The 15469-nt window shown below is 42.1% G+C and carries 15 protein-coding genes; 5 read left to right on the top strand and 10 right to left on the bottom strand.

What is annotated here, in order from left to right:
- The first annotated feature begins 61 nt into the window (after window positions 1-61).
- Window positions 62-1360: a cytidylate kinase family protein gene (locus OIM59_RS02045; RefSeq protein WP_299174136.1), complete on the top strand. Its 1299-nt coding sequence runs from the start codon at window positions 62-64 to the stop codon at window positions 1358-1360.
- On the opposite strand, the gene bla is transcribed toward OIM59_RS02045, so the two are convergent.
- The 4 genes from bla to OIM59_RS02065 form a co-directional block, all read right to left on the bottom strand.
- A complete protein-coding gene (bla, locus tag OIM59_RS02050) occupies window positions 1339-2229 on the bottom strand; it encodes a class A beta-lactamase, subclass A2 (RefSeq protein WP_299174133.1) in 891 nt (296 codons plus the stop codon). The genes OIM59_RS02045 and bla overlap by 22 nt on opposite strands.
- A gap of 190 nt (window positions 2230-2419) precedes the next feature.
- Window positions 2420-3772 (bottom strand): WG repeat-containing protein, encoded by a 1353-nt coding sequence (locus tag OIM59_RS02055; RefSeq protein ID WP_299174131.1) that lies wholly within the window; start codon window positions 3770-3772, stop codon window positions 2420-2422.
- Window positions 3773-4040: 268 nt separating this feature from the next.
- The gene (locus tag OIM59_RS02060) at window positions 4041-4457 is read right to left on the bottom strand and encodes a DUF4878 domain-containing protein (RefSeq protein ID WP_299174128.1); all 417 of its coding nucleotides are present in this window, start codon (window positions 4455-4457) and stop codon (window positions 4041-4043) included.
- Between the two features lie 32 nt (window positions 4458-4489).
- Entirely contained in the window at window positions 4490-5071 is a 582-nt protein-coding gene (locus tag OIM59_RS02065; protein ID WP_299174125.1) for a hypothetical protein, read from the bottom strand.
- Between the two features lie 220 nt (window positions 5072-5291).
- Here OIM59_RS02065 and OIM59_RS02070 point away from each other — a divergent pair, with 220 nt between their 5' ends.
- Genes OIM59_RS02070 through OIM59_RS02085 form a run of 4 tightly spaced genes read left to right on the top strand, consistent with a single transcriptional unit; the run spans window position 5292 to window position 9917 of the window.
- The gene (locus OIM59_RS02070; RefSeq protein ID WP_299174122.1) at window positions 5292-6188 is read left to right on the top strand and encodes a caspase family protein; all 897 of its coding nucleotides are present in this window, start codon (window positions 5292-5294) and stop codon (window positions 6186-6188) included.
- 10 nt (window positions 6189-6198) lie between these two features.
- Window positions 6199-6783: an RNA polymerase sigma factor gene (locus OIM59_RS02075; RefSeq protein WP_299174120.1), complete on the top strand. Its 585-nt coding sequence runs from the start codon at window positions 6199-6201 to the stop codon at window positions 6781-6783.
- A 3-nt stretch (window positions 6784-6786) separates the two neighbouring features.
- Window positions 6787-7536 carry a hypothetical protein gene (locus tag OIM59_RS02080; RefSeq protein WP_299174118.1) on the top strand — a complete coding sequence of 250 codons (750 nt, stop codon included), beginning with the start codon at window positions 6787-6789 and terminating at the stop codon, window positions 7534-7536.
- Window positions 7527-9917, top strand: a complete 2391-nt coding sequence (locus tag OIM59_RS02085) for a CHAT domain-containing protein (protein ID WP_299174115.1) — start codon at window positions 7527-7529, stop codon at window positions 9915-9917. The genes OIM59_RS02080 and OIM59_RS02085 overlap by 10 nt, the downstream gene beginning before the upstream one ends.
- Window positions 9918-10009: 92 nt before the next feature.
- On the opposite strand, the gene OIM59_RS02090 is transcribed toward OIM59_RS02085, so the two are convergent.
- The 6 genes from OIM59_RS02090 to OIM59_RS02115 form a co-directional block, all read right to left on the bottom strand.
- On the bottom strand, window positions 10010-11929 hold the full coding sequence (locus OIM59_RS02090) for a carboxypeptidase regulatory-like domain-containing protein (RefSeq protein ID WP_299174113.1): 1920 nt from the start codon (window positions 11927-11929) through the stop codon (window positions 10010-10012).
- A gap of 184 nt (window positions 11930-12113) precedes the next feature.
- Window positions 12114-12377, bottom strand: coding sequence for a 50S ribosomal protein L27 (gene rpmA, locus OIM59_RS02095; RefSeq protein WP_007562978.1), 264 nt, complete (start codon window positions 12375-12377; stop codon window positions 12114-12116).
- Window positions 12378-12398: 21 nt separating this feature from the next.
- Entirely contained in the window at window positions 12399-12716 is a 318-nt protein-coding gene (gene rplU, locus OIM59_RS02100; protein ID WP_072541873.1) for a 50S ribosomal protein L21, read from the bottom strand.
- Between the two features lie 155 nt (window positions 12717-12871).
- A complete protein-coding gene (locus OIM59_RS02105) occupies window positions 12872-13510 on the bottom strand; it encodes an HAD family hydrolase (RefSeq protein WP_299174109.1) in 639 nt (212 codons plus the stop codon).
- A gap of 4 nt (window positions 13511-13514) precedes the next feature.
- Window positions 13515-14021: a methylated-DNA--[protein]-cysteine S-methyltransferase gene (locus OIM59_RS02110; RefSeq protein ID WP_299174107.1), complete on the bottom strand. Its 507-nt coding sequence runs from the start codon at window positions 14019-14021 to the stop codon at window positions 13515-13517.
- 164 nt (window positions 14022-14185) lie between these two features.
- The gene (locus OIM59_RS02115; RefSeq protein WP_148331094.1) at window positions 14186-15394 is read right to left on the bottom strand and encodes an L-serine ammonia-lyase; all 1209 of its coding nucleotides are present in this window, start codon (window positions 15392-15394) and stop codon (window positions 14186-14188) included.
- Window positions 15395-15469 lie beyond the last annotated feature (75 nt).

Raw genomic sequence — 15469 nt, forward strand, 5'->3', positions numbered from 1 at the left:
TTATGATTGAGAAGCGGAAAAATAGACAGAAATTTGCGGCGTTTATAAAAGCAGATGATATATGAATGTATTTCTTTTTAGACGCTACCTGTTGTTTTGCGTTTCTTTGTTTGTAAACGCACTTGGAATCGCTTTCATTACCAAGGCTTTGCTGGGTACGTCTCCGATTACGAGTGTGACGTATGTATTGAGTATGTTTACTCCTTTGACCATCGGACAGTGGACCATCCTGTTGAATCTTCTGTTTGTGGTGCTGGAACCGTTTCTGATGTCACGCCAGGAATTGAAAGCTGATTTGCGGATGTACCTTCTGCAGATTCCCATTTCTTTCTGTTTCGGTACGTTTATCGATATTTGTATGCACTATGTGTTGTTCTGGCTGCACCCGGAAACCTATGTATATATGATTATTGCCCTGTTGATAGGTTGTGTGATTTTGGCCGTAGGTATCGCACTCGAGGTAAAGGCAAATGCAGCCATGATGGCTGGGGAATATTTTGTGAACGTCATCACAAAAAGGTTCCGTGGAGAGTTCGGCTATGTGAAGCTGGGATTTGATGTGACGCTGGTTGTCTTTGCCTGCTTGTTGTCCTTGATATTCATGTCGGGAATCTATGGGGTACGTGAAGGAACCGTGATTTCGGCGTTGGTGGTAGGTCCGATTGTGCATTTTGTAAGTCCGTATTATCAATTCTTGGATAAATGGATTACAGATCCTTCCGTGCGGGAAAAAGCCGCTATGGCTCAAGGACAGCATATTGTAATTACCATTGCGCGTGAGTATGGAAGTGGGGGGCATCTGCTGGGTGAGATGCTCTCGAAGGAACTCGGTCTTAAGTTGTATGACAAGGAATTTATCCAGCTGGCTGCCCAGCGTAGCGGAATGGATGAGCAGTACATTGTGAAGAATGAGCAGTCTATCCCTTCTTTCTGGTTGAAATGCATTCTTTCGAAGAACAGTGAACGGCCGCTGGAGTCCAGCCTTTCATCGGATGATGTGTTGTTCGTGTCCGAGAGTAAGATTATTCAGGAACTGGCCGCCAAAGAATCCTGTATCATCGTGGGTCGTTGTGCGGATTTCGTATTGAAGGATTATCCGAAAGTGTTGAAAGTGTTCTGTTATTCCGATGTGGAAAGCGCGGTGAACCGTTGTGTGGAAGAATATGGCATTGCCCGGGAAAATGCGGAAGCTGAAATCAGGCGGATAAACCGTAACCGGGTTCATCACTATGAGTATTATACGGGCATGAAATGGGGTGAACCGCATCATTACAATCTGATGCTGAATACCGGAACGATTGATTTGAAAACGGCCTGTCAGTTGGTGAAAGGAGTTTATCAGGGCTTGGAGAAAGCTTGATAAACCATTCCTGAAATGTGTGCGATGATTGCTTCGGTATGTTCAGGATTTTCCTGAGAATTTTTGACGAATACTACCAATGTATAACGACGTCCGTCTGGAAACAGTACAAATCCGGCATCATTGATTGCAATGAGTTGACCGGATTTGTTATAGTCGCCGGTACCGGTTTTGTGTCCTACGGTAACATTTTTATCTTGTAAAGGACGGACTATTCTACTTTTTCCGGTCTGACAGGTGATAAGGGATTTTTTTATGAATTCCTGATTTTCCTTGTCAAACAAGGGGCGGGTGAGTAAGGCCTCAATGACTTCTGCGGTGGCGAGAGGCGTACTCCAGTTCTGGTAGCAAAGATTCAGGTTGCGGTGCATATCCTCTTCCGTATGCTGAATGAAGAAATCTTTGATACCCAAACTTCGGATGTAACGGTCGGTCACATCGGGGCCTCCAATAAATCTAAATAAAATGTCGCATGCATTGTTGTCACTCAAATGAAGAGTATATTGCATCAATTGTTTGAGCGAGAATTTCCCTCCATTGGGGTATTGGTCTCTTAGCGGGCTATATGTATCGCGTTTGAGGTCCGTTTTGCTTACAGTGAGCAGAGTGTCAAAGGATATCCGATGTTTTTCACAATAGTTTCCAACAGCTAGCGCTTGATGCAATTTGAATACACTCATCAAGGGATAGTGGTGATTGTTTCCTATGGTGAGCGTATCTTTTCCCTCTGCGATAATTGCTACTCCTATTTCTGCCTTTTGCTGTGCGATAAAATGATTAATATTTGAATGTAGTTCTTGAAGACAATTGCTAGCCAAGGAATGGATAGGGAGTAGGAGTAATAAAAGAATCAGGTAGCTTGTTTTCATATTTGTACAGTTAAGATTGATTTGCACAAAGTTAGCTTTGTTTTTGCTTTGATGAAAATAAGTAGGCCTGAAGATATAAAAAACTGTGTTAGCAAAGTTTATACTTGACCCCTTGCTGACACAGTTTAATTTATATTCTTCGTTTTTAAGAAGTGGATGTTTGCTCTTTTTAACAGCTTCTTATAAATAACTAGAATTCAGATTCTTTAAATATAAAGACGAATTCACCTTTACGATTAATACAACCGCAAGTGGTTTTTCCTCCTTCTTTTAAAACAATACAATAAGTCAATCCGTCCGAAAAATGATTTTTTAACTGTTCTGCTCCCAAAATCATATCTCCCATTTCGGTTACGAAACAATTACTTACCAAAATATCATTTTCAGAATAAGAAACGGCATCTTTTAAAGGTAAAGTATTCAAGTCAGTATGAAATTCAGAAACAACTTTAAAATTTTTATCTATTAAGGCGAGTGTGTATTTAGACATCCTGTCTAAACGGACAAAGGCTCTTCCATGATGAAAATAATGGGCATCTCTTAATCCGTCAAAAACAACATTTCCTTGTTTGTCAATATAGCATTTTTTCCCATCCCGTTTTTCCACTACTGCATAACCTTCACTGAACGGACTTGGTTCTGACGAGAACTTTGCTTCAATTACCATTTTACCTGTTTTGTCAATGTAGCCCCATTTTCCACTTGTTGTCTGAACAGCTGCCAGCCCGTCATTGAAATCTTGTACTTTTGAATAACTTGGAGAAATAACCAAATTCCCATCTTTATCTCTAAATCCATATAGTTGTTTCGAATAGCTATAATGGGCTGCAAGTCCTTCACACAATGGACGGAGAGCTTCCAAAGTTCCAAATTTGACATCTTCAATCAAATTTTTATAAACAAGTGCTCCTTTTGTATTAAAATAAACTGCTCTTGTGACTTTACTATATCCTTTAGTAACAGATAAGAATCCAACAGCTACTCCATCTACAAAGTTTGTGCAATTATATACTGGCAGTTCCATGACCACCTTACCTGCCTTGTCTATTAATGACATATTCTTTGCCATGTTTTTTTTCACAGGACAAACTCCCTGATAAAAACGAGGATATTCCTGCATAAAAGGAAGGCTATAATTGAAATCAAGAACTTTATTGCCTAAGGTATCTACAAAGAAACATTTTTTGTCTACCTTCACAAAAGCAACCCCATCAGAATAAGGTGTCATATTTACATAAATATTGGGAGTCACATCTACTGTTATCACTTTGGTCTGATTGGTTACTACAGGACATTTCATCGTTATATCCCTGTCATACAATGTAGCTTGATGTATGCCATTTACAGTTCTATTCACTTGAGGGGAATCAGTCTCGGCATTTTCTGTTGCTGTAATTTTTTTCGAGGTATCTCCACCTAATGCTTTATCTACTGCTTCAAGCATATTGCCTATCTTTTTAAAGAACTGCGCTTCCATTGGTTGGGGAATGATACTTAGCATACACAAGGTAAAGCCTGATACTAATAAATTATTTACTTTCATTGTTTTTTATATTAAGTTGGATTAATTATTAGCTAAAATTAAATCAAGAAAAGGAATTAAAATGTTGAATATGAAAGGTTCATATTTTATGACAAACTTATATTCAGACATATATCGAATACTGGGATATTGTAATCAAGTTTGATGGAATATTATTGCTAATTTATTCATCGTGCTAGTCATGATTCTGTAGGTTGAGTAATTAAACTATTGGGATATTATACTTTAACTTCAAAGTATTGTCGATGAGGATATAAGTGATACTTTGTTATTCATCCATCAATCTGTCTGTTCCGAACATTTGAATTTTCCACTCTCCTGTATCATCTTTTGTCAAATAGAAATCAGAAGTGTTCTCTGTACCATCAGCGTTGGTGAGCTTGTAGGTGATGCGAACCCATTTTCCTGTCTTACTCTGTTCTTCGTTTAGGATTTCGTAGCTTTTAACTTTTTCATCTTCGTCCTCTGAATTGCGTTTTACTATTTTGATTAAATCCTGAATATCTTTTTCAACCTTTTCCGGATCTGATTTGTCTTCCACATAGAGGCTTCTTACATACGTTTCATAATCACCGTCAATGAGTGCATCGAAGGCCTTTTTTACCGTTTTTGTGGGGGTGTTTGATGAGCAGGCAATGAGCAGCATGCTGCATGCTGTCATTAGCATTACAGTTAGTTTTTTCATACTTAAATAGATATTATATTAAACAATAAAGATTATTCTGATAAGATTTGTTTCAGTTTTTTGTGTCTGATTTCAAGATATGAACGTTCGGCTTTTATTTTATGAACCCCTCCCCATTTTCCCGTGATAGCATATTGTGTAACTAATTCTCTTGGAAGGATTTCTGATAAAGTTCTTCGTATCACAGAGCAGATTTCATAAATTCGGTTGCTTCCAGGTGAAACGAGGTTTTCTAAACTTCTTTTGATTTTTCTGGCTTCTATATTCTTCTCTTCGGAAACGATTTGGTAAATCTGATATAATTCTTTTAAATAGTGGTCTAGATTCTTGAACTCTACACCCGTATGATGAAGCAAGAAGAAAATATAGACCGTTTTAGGTAAATAGGACATTTTCACTTCCTTGTCGCTGTACATTGGAAAGAACAGACGACATTCTGTATCTATAATGATTGGAGTATTCATGGATGAGTTTCTGTCTTCTTCATTTTTTTGTAACGCCATATCTTTCAGCATCACTTTTATTTCTTCATCTTCCAGCAATTTATTATTCGCAAGTAATTCCATCAACATCTCTTTTGCTGTGTAATATGAAATATTCAATTTCCGGTTCATGGCTTTAATATTTAATATTGCAAATTAAATTAAAAAAATCTCTACTTTAATTCAAAACAAGATTCTTGCTGAATGATAAAAACCTTGTTTGCAGAAAAAGATGTTTTGAGTAGGGATATTCAAAACATCTTTTTTATCTTTATCCGTCAAAGAACTAAAAGGTAAATGGATAGTTGAATATTTTTTTAGTGCGTATATGTTTTTTTTCCGTTGTTTTTGTGTGTTATTTTTATTTGCAGTTCTGAGCGGGAGTCATGCAGACGCTCGTACGGGAAGGGCGTTGGTGGTGGCTATTGGTAAATATCCGGTGGATAGTGGATGGGAAAATATTCATGGTGATAACGATGGCATATTAGTCTCTGAATTGCTGGATAGAAATCATTATCAACAGATTATCTTGTTGGAAAATGAAAAGGCCACCAAGGGAGCAATTAATCTGGCGTTGCAAAAGTTGTATGAGAATGTGAAGGCTGGCGACTATTTGTTTTTGCATTTTTCTTGCCATGGGCAGCAGATGATGGATTTGAATGGGGATGAAGAGGACGGGTTGGATGAAGCCTTGGTCCCTTATGATGCATTGTTCTGGTATCTTCCTGGTATTTATGAGGGAGAAAAGCATTTCAGTGATGATGAATTGGGGGAATGGATTGACAGGTTTCGGCGCAAATTGGGGAAATCCGGACAGATTTTCGTACTTTTGGATGCATGCCATAGTGGAACTGCCAATCGCTATGTGAGTGGTGTTTATATCCGTGGTGTCACTAAAATTTTTGCTCCGGATAATTATACTCCTCGACGAGGAAAGCATTTGGAGTGTAGTATGAAATTGAAGTCTTTGGCTAATCTGGCTCCTACTATGGTATTGAGTGCATGTAAGCCGGAGGAGACAAATTATGAATATTATAGTCGGAAGAGCAAGTGTCATTATGGAAAACTGACTTATAGTTTCGTACAGGTGGCAGAAAAACAAATTGCTGGATTTACGGCTGAAGGTTGGTGCAAGGTAGTAAATGAGACCATGCGACAGTTACCTTCCAGTCCGTTGTTGAAATTACAACATCCATATATGGAGTGTAGTGATAAGGAGAAGCTGTTTATATTGTCTGTGATTCATTAAAGTGAAAGTTATGCATTTTGTGTTTGACTGGAAAAGACGGGGAGAAAATCAGGATGTTCGAGGAGATATCCTTTCCAAGGACGGAATAGAGGAGCTTTATAGGTTGTACCGGGTACGATTTATGGGATATATGCAGAAAAGATATCAATTGGGAGAAGAGGAAATATCAGATATTTATCATGATAGTTTCTTGTTGATGATTGATAATATTCGTACTGGAAAATACCAGCAGCAGGATGCTTCTCTTTTCACTTATCTTTTGGGGATTGGGAAGAACCGGGTTTTAAAGAAGTTTCAGAAAGAAACCGAACGTCCTCTTGTGGCTGGATGGATAAGTGAATTATTACCGGATACCGACTGGAAGAATGCATTGGAAGAGGCGTCTCGTCTGGTGAATGAAGGAGAGTCTGTGTGTAATCAGATATTGCAGCTGTTCTATTGGGAACGCTTGAGTATGAGTGAGATTGCCGAGCGGATGGGCTATCAATCGGCGAGTGTGGCTAAAAGTAAGAAGAATTCGTGTATGCGCCGTTTTTCTTTTGAGCTGAAACGCAGGCTGGAGAGAATGGGCATTTATTATAAACTGAAGAAATAAGTTATGGATAGAAACAGGGAAAATAGAATACAGGATGAAATAGACCGCTTTCTGAATTATGAGATGACTTCGGAAGAAGAATCGGATTTCATCGCTCGAATGGAAAAGGATGAGGCTCTCAGGGAACAAGTTCTTCTCAGGCAACTGGTTGTAGAGGCCGAGAGAAAAAAGGCAGAAGCAAGAATCCTGTACCAGAAAAAGCCGGAAAGGAAGAAACTGTCAGTAAAGGCTCAGGTCCGTTGGGTAGCAGCTTGTTTATGCGTGCTGATGGTACTTGGTTACTTTTACGGGAGAATGTATCGTTTCAGTACCCAGGACGTTTTGCATGAAGTTTATAATCCGCCTGTGTGGGAAACTTTACGCTCAGAAGGTTTTTCCACTCCTGAGACAGCTAGAATAAACCGGCATATCGAGGAATGGTATTCAGAGGGAAAAAGTGATAGTCTGGTTCTTTATTATCAGCAGCTGTCGGAGGGAAATAAGCTGGTTTGCATTACGGAAAAGAGCAAAATGTATCTGGGGATAGCTTTTTTACGTCAGGATAATATCGGGCAGGCGTATTTATTGGCTGAGGAACTTCAGAAAAGTGTGAATAAAGAAGTGGGAGACTGGTTGATGTTGGGATGCTTGCTACACGATGGGAAGAGAGAGGAAGCGGTTGATTGGGCTTTATATATCAGCCAACAGAAGAACTCTTATAGTGAAGAAGCCCTGCAAATTTATGATGCATTAAATCAACGGCGATGGTTTTAAGGTACTTACTCTTTGTTGTGGTATGGCTGGGATGTATGTTGAAGGTAACGGCTTTATATGCGTATCATTCTTCAAACCGACAGCTGGAAACATATTGGGAACCGCTCATCGGAGATAGTCTGGAATATGCCTGGGAACTTTATCAGCAAAGTCTGGATTGCCTGGAAAAGAAATGTCCTTCATTCTTTGAGGAATTGTCGGAAGAAGCAGAGAAGATATTTGGTCGGGAACTGGATAAAGACGTTTTTTCGTGGAAGTATCTGGAACTTGTGCGGAGAAATTTGGAAATCAGTTTTAGCAGGAACAAAACACTCATTGATAAAGATGAGGACAGCAGTCTAGGAATAGCCTATATGTTTGATTTGTTAAAAGTGAGTACGAATTTGGTGCGTGCCAGAACGATTTTGGAACAGTGTGATGAACAACCGGACAGTATTTATTCCTTTTATGAAGCCTGGTTTCAAAAATGTAAGGCACGCTATCTGGCAGATTGCAGTCTGTATAAAATCAAGCAAGGAAAGCTGCAGGAAGCTTTGACCAGTTGTGAAGAGGCATTGACTTTGAGTCTGCAATATGAGCCTGTTTCTTTTCACAGACTTTCCAGACAAAAGGATGCCATTCAGTATCTCATGCAGTTACATCCTGATGAAGCTGGGAAAATGATGGAAGGATTGAAACAAATAGCTTCTCCAGCCTTTACGAAGGAAGAAATCTTTCAAAATGGCACTTTGCCATTATTCTATTTATATACCATCCAAATGGCCTGTATATGCGAACGACAAGGACATCTGGAGCAGGCTGCTGGAGTCTATCGTTGTCTGCTGGCTGAAATCCGAAAATATTTGAGTATGGATTTATTTTATTTTCTGCCAGAGGAACGAGACGAACTCGGTAATCTCTTGCGATATTATCTGGACATGATACAGCGTTTTTCTCTCCGCCATATCCGGCATGAATCTGTGGCTGAGCTACTTCTGGAGCACAGCCTGTTGAAAGAAAATTTATTGGCTGTCAGTCCTTCGCCCGTCACTCGAATTAAGGAAGATTCCCGTCCTATAGCCCTCGATTTGCAGAAGTCGATAGATTCACTTTATTATACTCCTGATTATTATCTGTTGCCCGGAAATCCTCGCTATTTCAGTAAGTTTGACATGTGGGTCAAGCTGATTGGATTGAAGCGGAAACAAGTTTCTTTGGTAGGAGGATTTTCGCCTTCAGAGTGTGATTCGGCGCAGTTAAAGGATTGGAGAAGTTTGAAAAGGTGGCTTGCTCCCGATGAAACGCTTATCAAAATAATCGATTTACCGATTAATTTCTATGACCGGCAATATGTAGCCTTGGTTATGAGGGCAGATTTGTCATGTCCAAGGGTTGTGGTGTTACCGAAGAAAAGGGAGCTTTTTCGCCTCCGTGTGGAAAATCGGGAGGCTGACGAGATATGGAAGCCTATCAGCCGGTTTATTGGTTCCTCAACCAAGTTGTATCTTTGTCTGGAAGGGGATATGATGGAGGTGTATTGGGGGAATATGCTGTATCAGAAGAAAAGATTGCTTGAAACATACGACTTGCATTATTTATTGAGTATTGAAGATTTTCTTCGACTGAAAATGGGTAGAAAGGATGATAAAGAGGCTGAATATACATTGTATGGATTTGGTGGGGCCTATTTTTCGCAGCTCCCTTCACTGAAAGGAGTGCGGGGGCAGGGAGTCCAGTATTTACCGGGGAGCAGGGAGGAATTATGTCGTATTGATACGCTGCTTCCGAAGGGATGGAAATCTCATTTGTTTTTAGGCCGTAAGGCGAATAAGGCCAATTTTCTGGGTTTGTCTTTTCAGGTTGTCCCACATAGTATCATTCATGTGGCGACTCATGGCTTTTCCTTGTTGTACGATAAAAACGTTCCGGATGGGAGGATTGTGTCTTTTGAAGAAAATCCGTTGGTGGGTTGCAGCGCGTATAAGAATCCGATGCTGCGGAATGGATTCTTGCTTACGGGAGCCAACCGTTATTGGAATAAACCGATACCTTATGATGCCATGGATTCCGGCATAGTGACGGCATGCGATGTTTCTCAAATGAACTTGAATGGAACAGACCTGGTGGTTTTATCGGCCTGCCGTTCTGCTTCCGGCGAGATGAAGGATGGAGAAGGATTGTTTGGTTTGATAAGGGCTTTTAAAGTGGCAGGTGCCAAGGCTGTATTAGCCAACTTGAATAATATATCGGACACAAAGACAGTGCTTTTCATTACGGCTTTTTATCGTTATTGGGTCAATGGATGTAGCATGTTCGAAGCGTTTGCCAGGACGCAGCGTGAGCTGATAAGCAGCCAGCCGGAAGATGAGTTTCTGTGGAGCGGCTTTGTTTTGTTTGAATAATGTGTATTGTTCTGGTTTATTGTGTAAAAACACGAGCTGTAACAGGAAACGCTACAGCTCGTGTTGGTATAATAATCCTTTAGTTATTTCAGTTATTGTTTGGCATCATAAATTTGTTTGATTTCCTTGTCTGACAGACAACGGGTATTATATACCCGGAAATTGTCAATCGTCATGTTTGTGCCATTTACAGTTTTTCTTTCTATAGTGACATTACCTCCCATAATGAATTTAATACCTGTACCATAGGATGCCTGAGAATGAGTTCCTTCTTCAAATGGATTAACGTACTCTGTGATAGTATCTACAAGAACTCCATCAACGTAAAGTGAAGTCGTTGTGGTGGCATATTCGATGTTATTGAAATCAGATACCAGTGCAATATGATGCCATTTGCCGTCTGTTATAGTAGGGTGTGTGAAGGCGGGTCTGTTGCTATATTGATATTCATTGTTATAGCGTGTCGTTACAAACTTAAGACTTCCTTGGCTCATTGTAAATGTAAACATGGAAGCGTTGTTGTTGGATGAGACTAAATAAAAAATATTGCCGTCGCTAAAGTCTTTTCCCCAAAAACTGACCGTCAGCGTACGACTGTCGGTGATTGCTTTAGGAACGATGAATGAACTGTTGTCTGTAAGACTGAATTTGACAGCTTGTGAGCCTTCCGTAATTCCTTCTACGAAAGAAGGAGAATTATTCCCGAATCCATTGATTGCATTTTCTGTCATATCATTGAAGTCACCGTCAAATTTGTAATATGCATAAAGTCCTTGGCCGACTACAAGGCTGGGAGAGTTGTCTTTCTGACCTGTAATTTGGATTGTCTTGTGTGTTTTTCCATCTGAAACGTTCAGCGTTGCATTGAGTTCTTCCGGCATTTTGTCTCGGTCCAGTTGCACATTTACAGTTTGACTGCTTCCTGCAGTAATTTTCCCTTCAGTGGGAGTTACTGTCAGGCTGTTTTCTTTGATTTCCTCTATGTTCCAGCTTAATTCTCCCTTTCCGGTGTTGCTTATGGTAAATGAAGCTTCATTGATATCTTTTCCAAAATCAAGTATTTCAGGTTCAATATTCATGATACCGGTTTGAGATTCACTTCCAGAGACAACTTGTATGGCCTGCTCTTTGATTCCGTCTGATAAAACTAAAGTAGTGTTTATGTTTACAGCTCCATTGTTGCGGTTTAGGAAGACTTTTACTACTTTAGAACCTTTTGCTGTAATGGAACCACTGTTTTCGGATAGAGTAATAGCTGGTTCTGATGGACTGGCAATAGACCAGTTTAATGTGGAGTTTCCTGTATTCTTGATGGTGAGGGGTAATTCTTGTACATCGTTGCCAAAGTCAAGAATTTCGGGTTCTACACTCATGTAAGATTGTGCATTTTTCGGAGCGCACGACACGTTGATAGGGAAAGAATTGCCGAACGCGGATAACTTGATGATTGCAGTCTGTGTCTCGGTCAGTTTGTCACGGTCTACGGTGAAAATGATGCTTTGTTGCTTGTTTGCTTCTATTTGTCCAGCTATCGGGTTGGCAATTAACCAAGTGTGGCTTCCTAAATCCAAGCTCCAGTCGGTGCTTGTGTTGCCGTTGTTTTGGATTTTTACAGACAGCTCGTTTTGAGTTGTCCCAAAATTCAAGGTAGAAGGGGTGATTTGTATAAGCGCATCTTGCACAACAGCAGTAAGTTGGATATCTGCATTTGAAACTTGTCCTGGTACAACCGTTACGCTTTTGGTATTGGTTTCATACCCTTCTTTCATAAATTGAATTTTGTACTCTCCAGCTTTTAGCTGAGGAAAGCTGAATTTCCCATCACTTCCTGTACTGGTGCTGGCTCCATTCGGAAGTATGCTTACTTGTACGCCACTTAGGGGCTGTGTCCCATTGACAGCATCTGTTACTACTCCTACGATGTCCCCTTGTGTAATTTCTTCTTCTTCGGTGCATGATGATAGTGACAATGCACCAAGGATTAGCCAGAATAAAAGAATGAATTTTTTCATGCTTACTACGTTTTTTAAGAATAGATATTTTGACTTAGCAAAGTAAGCTTAAAAAAATGTGCTTGTTTGTTGGAAACAAGTATTTGATGGAGAGGAAAAAACTTGTTTTCAGCTGTTTGTAGGGGATAAAAAAAAGGATATTCCCAAAAGAGAATATCCTTTTTCAAATTTCCTTTTCAGTAGATTATGCTTCAGCGCAAGGAATTACAGAAACATAGCTTCTGTCTTCGCGACCTTTCTTGAAACATACAGTACCGTCTACCAATGCGTAAAGAGTGTGGTCACTACCCATACCTACGTTTTCACCCGGGTTGTGAACTGTTCCTCTTTGACGAACAATGATGTTACCAGCTTTGCAAGCTGAACCACCGAATATCTTTACGCCTAATCTCTTACTAGCTGACTCACGGCCGTTCTTAGAACTACCTACACCTTTCTTATGTGCCATTTTCTTCTACGTTTTAAATGATTAAGCAATAACTTGTTTGATTGTCAATTCAGTAAACTGCTGGCGATGACCGTTCAGTTTTCTGTAACCTTTTCTTCTCTTTTTGTGGAATACCAATACCTTGTCACCTTTTACCAAGTGAGAAGCTACTTCGCAAACCACTTTTGCACCGTCTACAGTAGGAGCACCTACAGTTACAGTACCGTTGTTGTCAACCAACAAGACTTTGTCAAATTCAACAGTTGCACCGTTTTCAGCGTTCTGGATGTGCTGAACAAACAGTTTCTTGCCTTCTTCTGCTTTGAACTGCTGACCGTTAATTTCTACGATTACGTACATTTTAAATAAATATTAAACGGGTTTCCTCCGCAAGGTGAACCGTTCTCTCCGGCTACTTTTTTACCTACACGGACTAAAATCGGCTGCAAATTTACGGCTTTAAATTTACATAACCAACTATTTATCTGAAAAAAACAACCGATGGACTCGTTTTTTTATTTGAGCGGAGTCAGGTCGGGCAGGATGGCTACATGCGGATAGGCTGCCAGCTCCTCGCGGGTGGTCATGCCGTGCAAGACGCCGGCAAAATCGACTCCGGCATTTTGGGCTGTTTCCGCATCCACCGTGCTGTCGCCCAGGTACAGCACTTGTTCTTTGGGACATTGCAGACGGGAGATGGCCAACAGCAGTCCTTCGGGAGAGGGCTTGGCTTCTTTCACGTCTTCACCTCCTATGATAATGTCAATGAATGCTTCCGGAAATTTCTTCCCCAGCAGTTCCATGATGCGGTAGCGGTATTTGGTAGAGATGATGCCGATGCGGGCACCGCGTGCTTTCAATGCGTGCAGCACCTCTTCCGTCTCGGGGAAAAGCAGGGTGTTGGCTGTCATGTGCTGGTCGGCTTCTTTCACGTATTCTTTCCGATAGATTTCCAGTGTATCGGCATCCGTCACTCCGCTCAGGATGGAAAAGGAGTCGACCAGCGTTTTTCCGATGGTGCGTTTGATGGCGTGGTCGTCCACCTGATGAAATCCGTGACGTTCGAGTACGTTACGGTAGCACATCACGATGCCGCGGGAAGAGTCGGCCAGGGTATAGTCAAAATCGAATAAATAAACTGCGTACGGTTTCATGTAATTACTTTATATAATAAGGTATATGTTCAATCTGCAGCAAGGCAAGTTTGCGTTCTGTTCCTCCGGCATATCCGGTCAGGCTGCCGTTGGTTCCCACCACCCGATGGCAGGGGATAAGGATACTGATGGGGTTGTGTCCGATGGCGTTTCCTACCGCCTGGGCAGCCATGTGAGGACGTCCGAGCCTACGGGCGGTTTCTGCGGCCATTTCTTTGTAGGTCTGGGTTTTTCCGTAGGGGATACTGGACAGGATGTTCCAGACGGTTTGTTGGAAAGGGGTACCATCAAGACGAAGCGGGGGAAGGAAGCCGGGCTTCTTTCCGGAAAAATAGAGGTCGAGCCACTGTCGGGTCTGACACAAGACGGGAATTTCTTTTTCTTCGGTTTCTTCCCGAAGGGTACTGCCGAAATACTTCTGTCCGTCAAACCACAGTCCGCAGAGTCTGTCGTTCGTGGCGGCAAGGGTGATGCCTCCCAAGGGAGAATCGTAGTGGCTGATACAAATCATGCGGGAAGTCGTAAATGTCTGGGAATTAAATTGTTGTACACTGATGAGAAACGTACTTGCGTTTTGCTTAAAACGTAAGTACGTTTCACTTAAAACGCAAGTACGTTTTGGTTGAAACGCAAAGGCGTTTTTATTGAAACGTCCTTGCGTTTTTTCAGGTCCTTTTAATCCATGGGTTGATAGTTCTTGGCGAGGCCTCCTTCGCTGGTTTCCTTGTATAGGGAAGGGAGGTCGTGCCCTGTCTGTTTCATGACTTCGACTACCTTGTCGAATGACACCCGATGGTGTCCGTCGGTAAAGGCCGAATAGATGTTGGCATCGAGGGCGCGGGCGGCGGCATACGCGTTGCGTTCGATACAAGGAATCTGTACCAGTCCGCATACAGGGTCGCAGGTCATGCCCAGATGATGTTCCAGTCCCATTTCTGCCGCATATTCAATCTGTGCCGGGCTGCCGCCAAACAGCTGGCTGGCGGCGGCTGAAGCCATGGAGCAGGCTACTCCCACTTCGGCCTGGCATCCGGCTTCGGCACCGGAAATAGAGGCGTTGTGTTTCACGATGTTACCTACCAGACCGGCAGTGGCCAGTGCACGGAGGATACGTGCGTCACTGAATTCACGGCTTTTCTGCAAGTGATACAGAACCGCCGGAACCACTCCGCAGGCACCGCAGGTGGGTGCCGTCACGATTTTTCCTCCCGAAGCGTTCTCTTCGCTGACGGCCAGGGCGTAGGCAAAGACCAGTCCCCGGGAACGGAGAGAATCTTTGTATCCTTTCGACCGGATGTAATAAGAAGAGGCTTTACGACGCAGGTTCAGCGGACCGGGCAGTACCCCTTCGGCATCCAGTCCCCGATGGATGGCTGCCTTCATGGTCTCCCATACCTCTGCCAGAAAATCCCAGATTTCCTTGCCTTCGCACTGTTCCACGTATTCCCAGTAACTTCTGCCCGTGTGTTCACACCAGTAGAGTATCTGGCTCATGGTGTTCATGCTGTAAATGTCGTTGGTAGCCGTGCGGTCGTGTCCTTCTTCCGCCAGTGCGCCTCCTCCCACGCTGAACACCGTCCATTCGTCCAGTTTCTTCTTTTGGGCGTCGAATGCCTTGAAGGTCATTCCGTTGGGGTGGAAAGGAAAGAATACATGAGGCTTCCAGATGATTTCCACGGGAGCATGAGGCTGTAGGGTATCCAGAATGGCCACGTCGGTCATGTGGCCGCGTCCAGTGGCAGCCAGGCTTCCGTACAGCGTGACTTCAAAAGAGGCCGCCTGCGGATTCCGTGCGAGGAACTGTTCGGCTGCCTTGCGGGGGCCCATGGTGTGACTGCTGGACGGGCCCGTTCCGATGCGATATAGTTCTCTGATTGATTTCATCTCAAAATAGGTGTGAGTTTTCTGCAAAGATACGCAATAATCGTATATGCTTGTCGTATATGTTTGTAAAATCCC

Source organism: Bacteroides mediterraneensis (assembly GCF_025993685.1).
In the GTDB taxonomy this organism is placed as follows: Bacteria; Bacteroidota; Bacteroidia; order Bacteroidales; family Bacteroidaceae; genus Phocaeicola; species Phocaeicola mediterraneensis_A.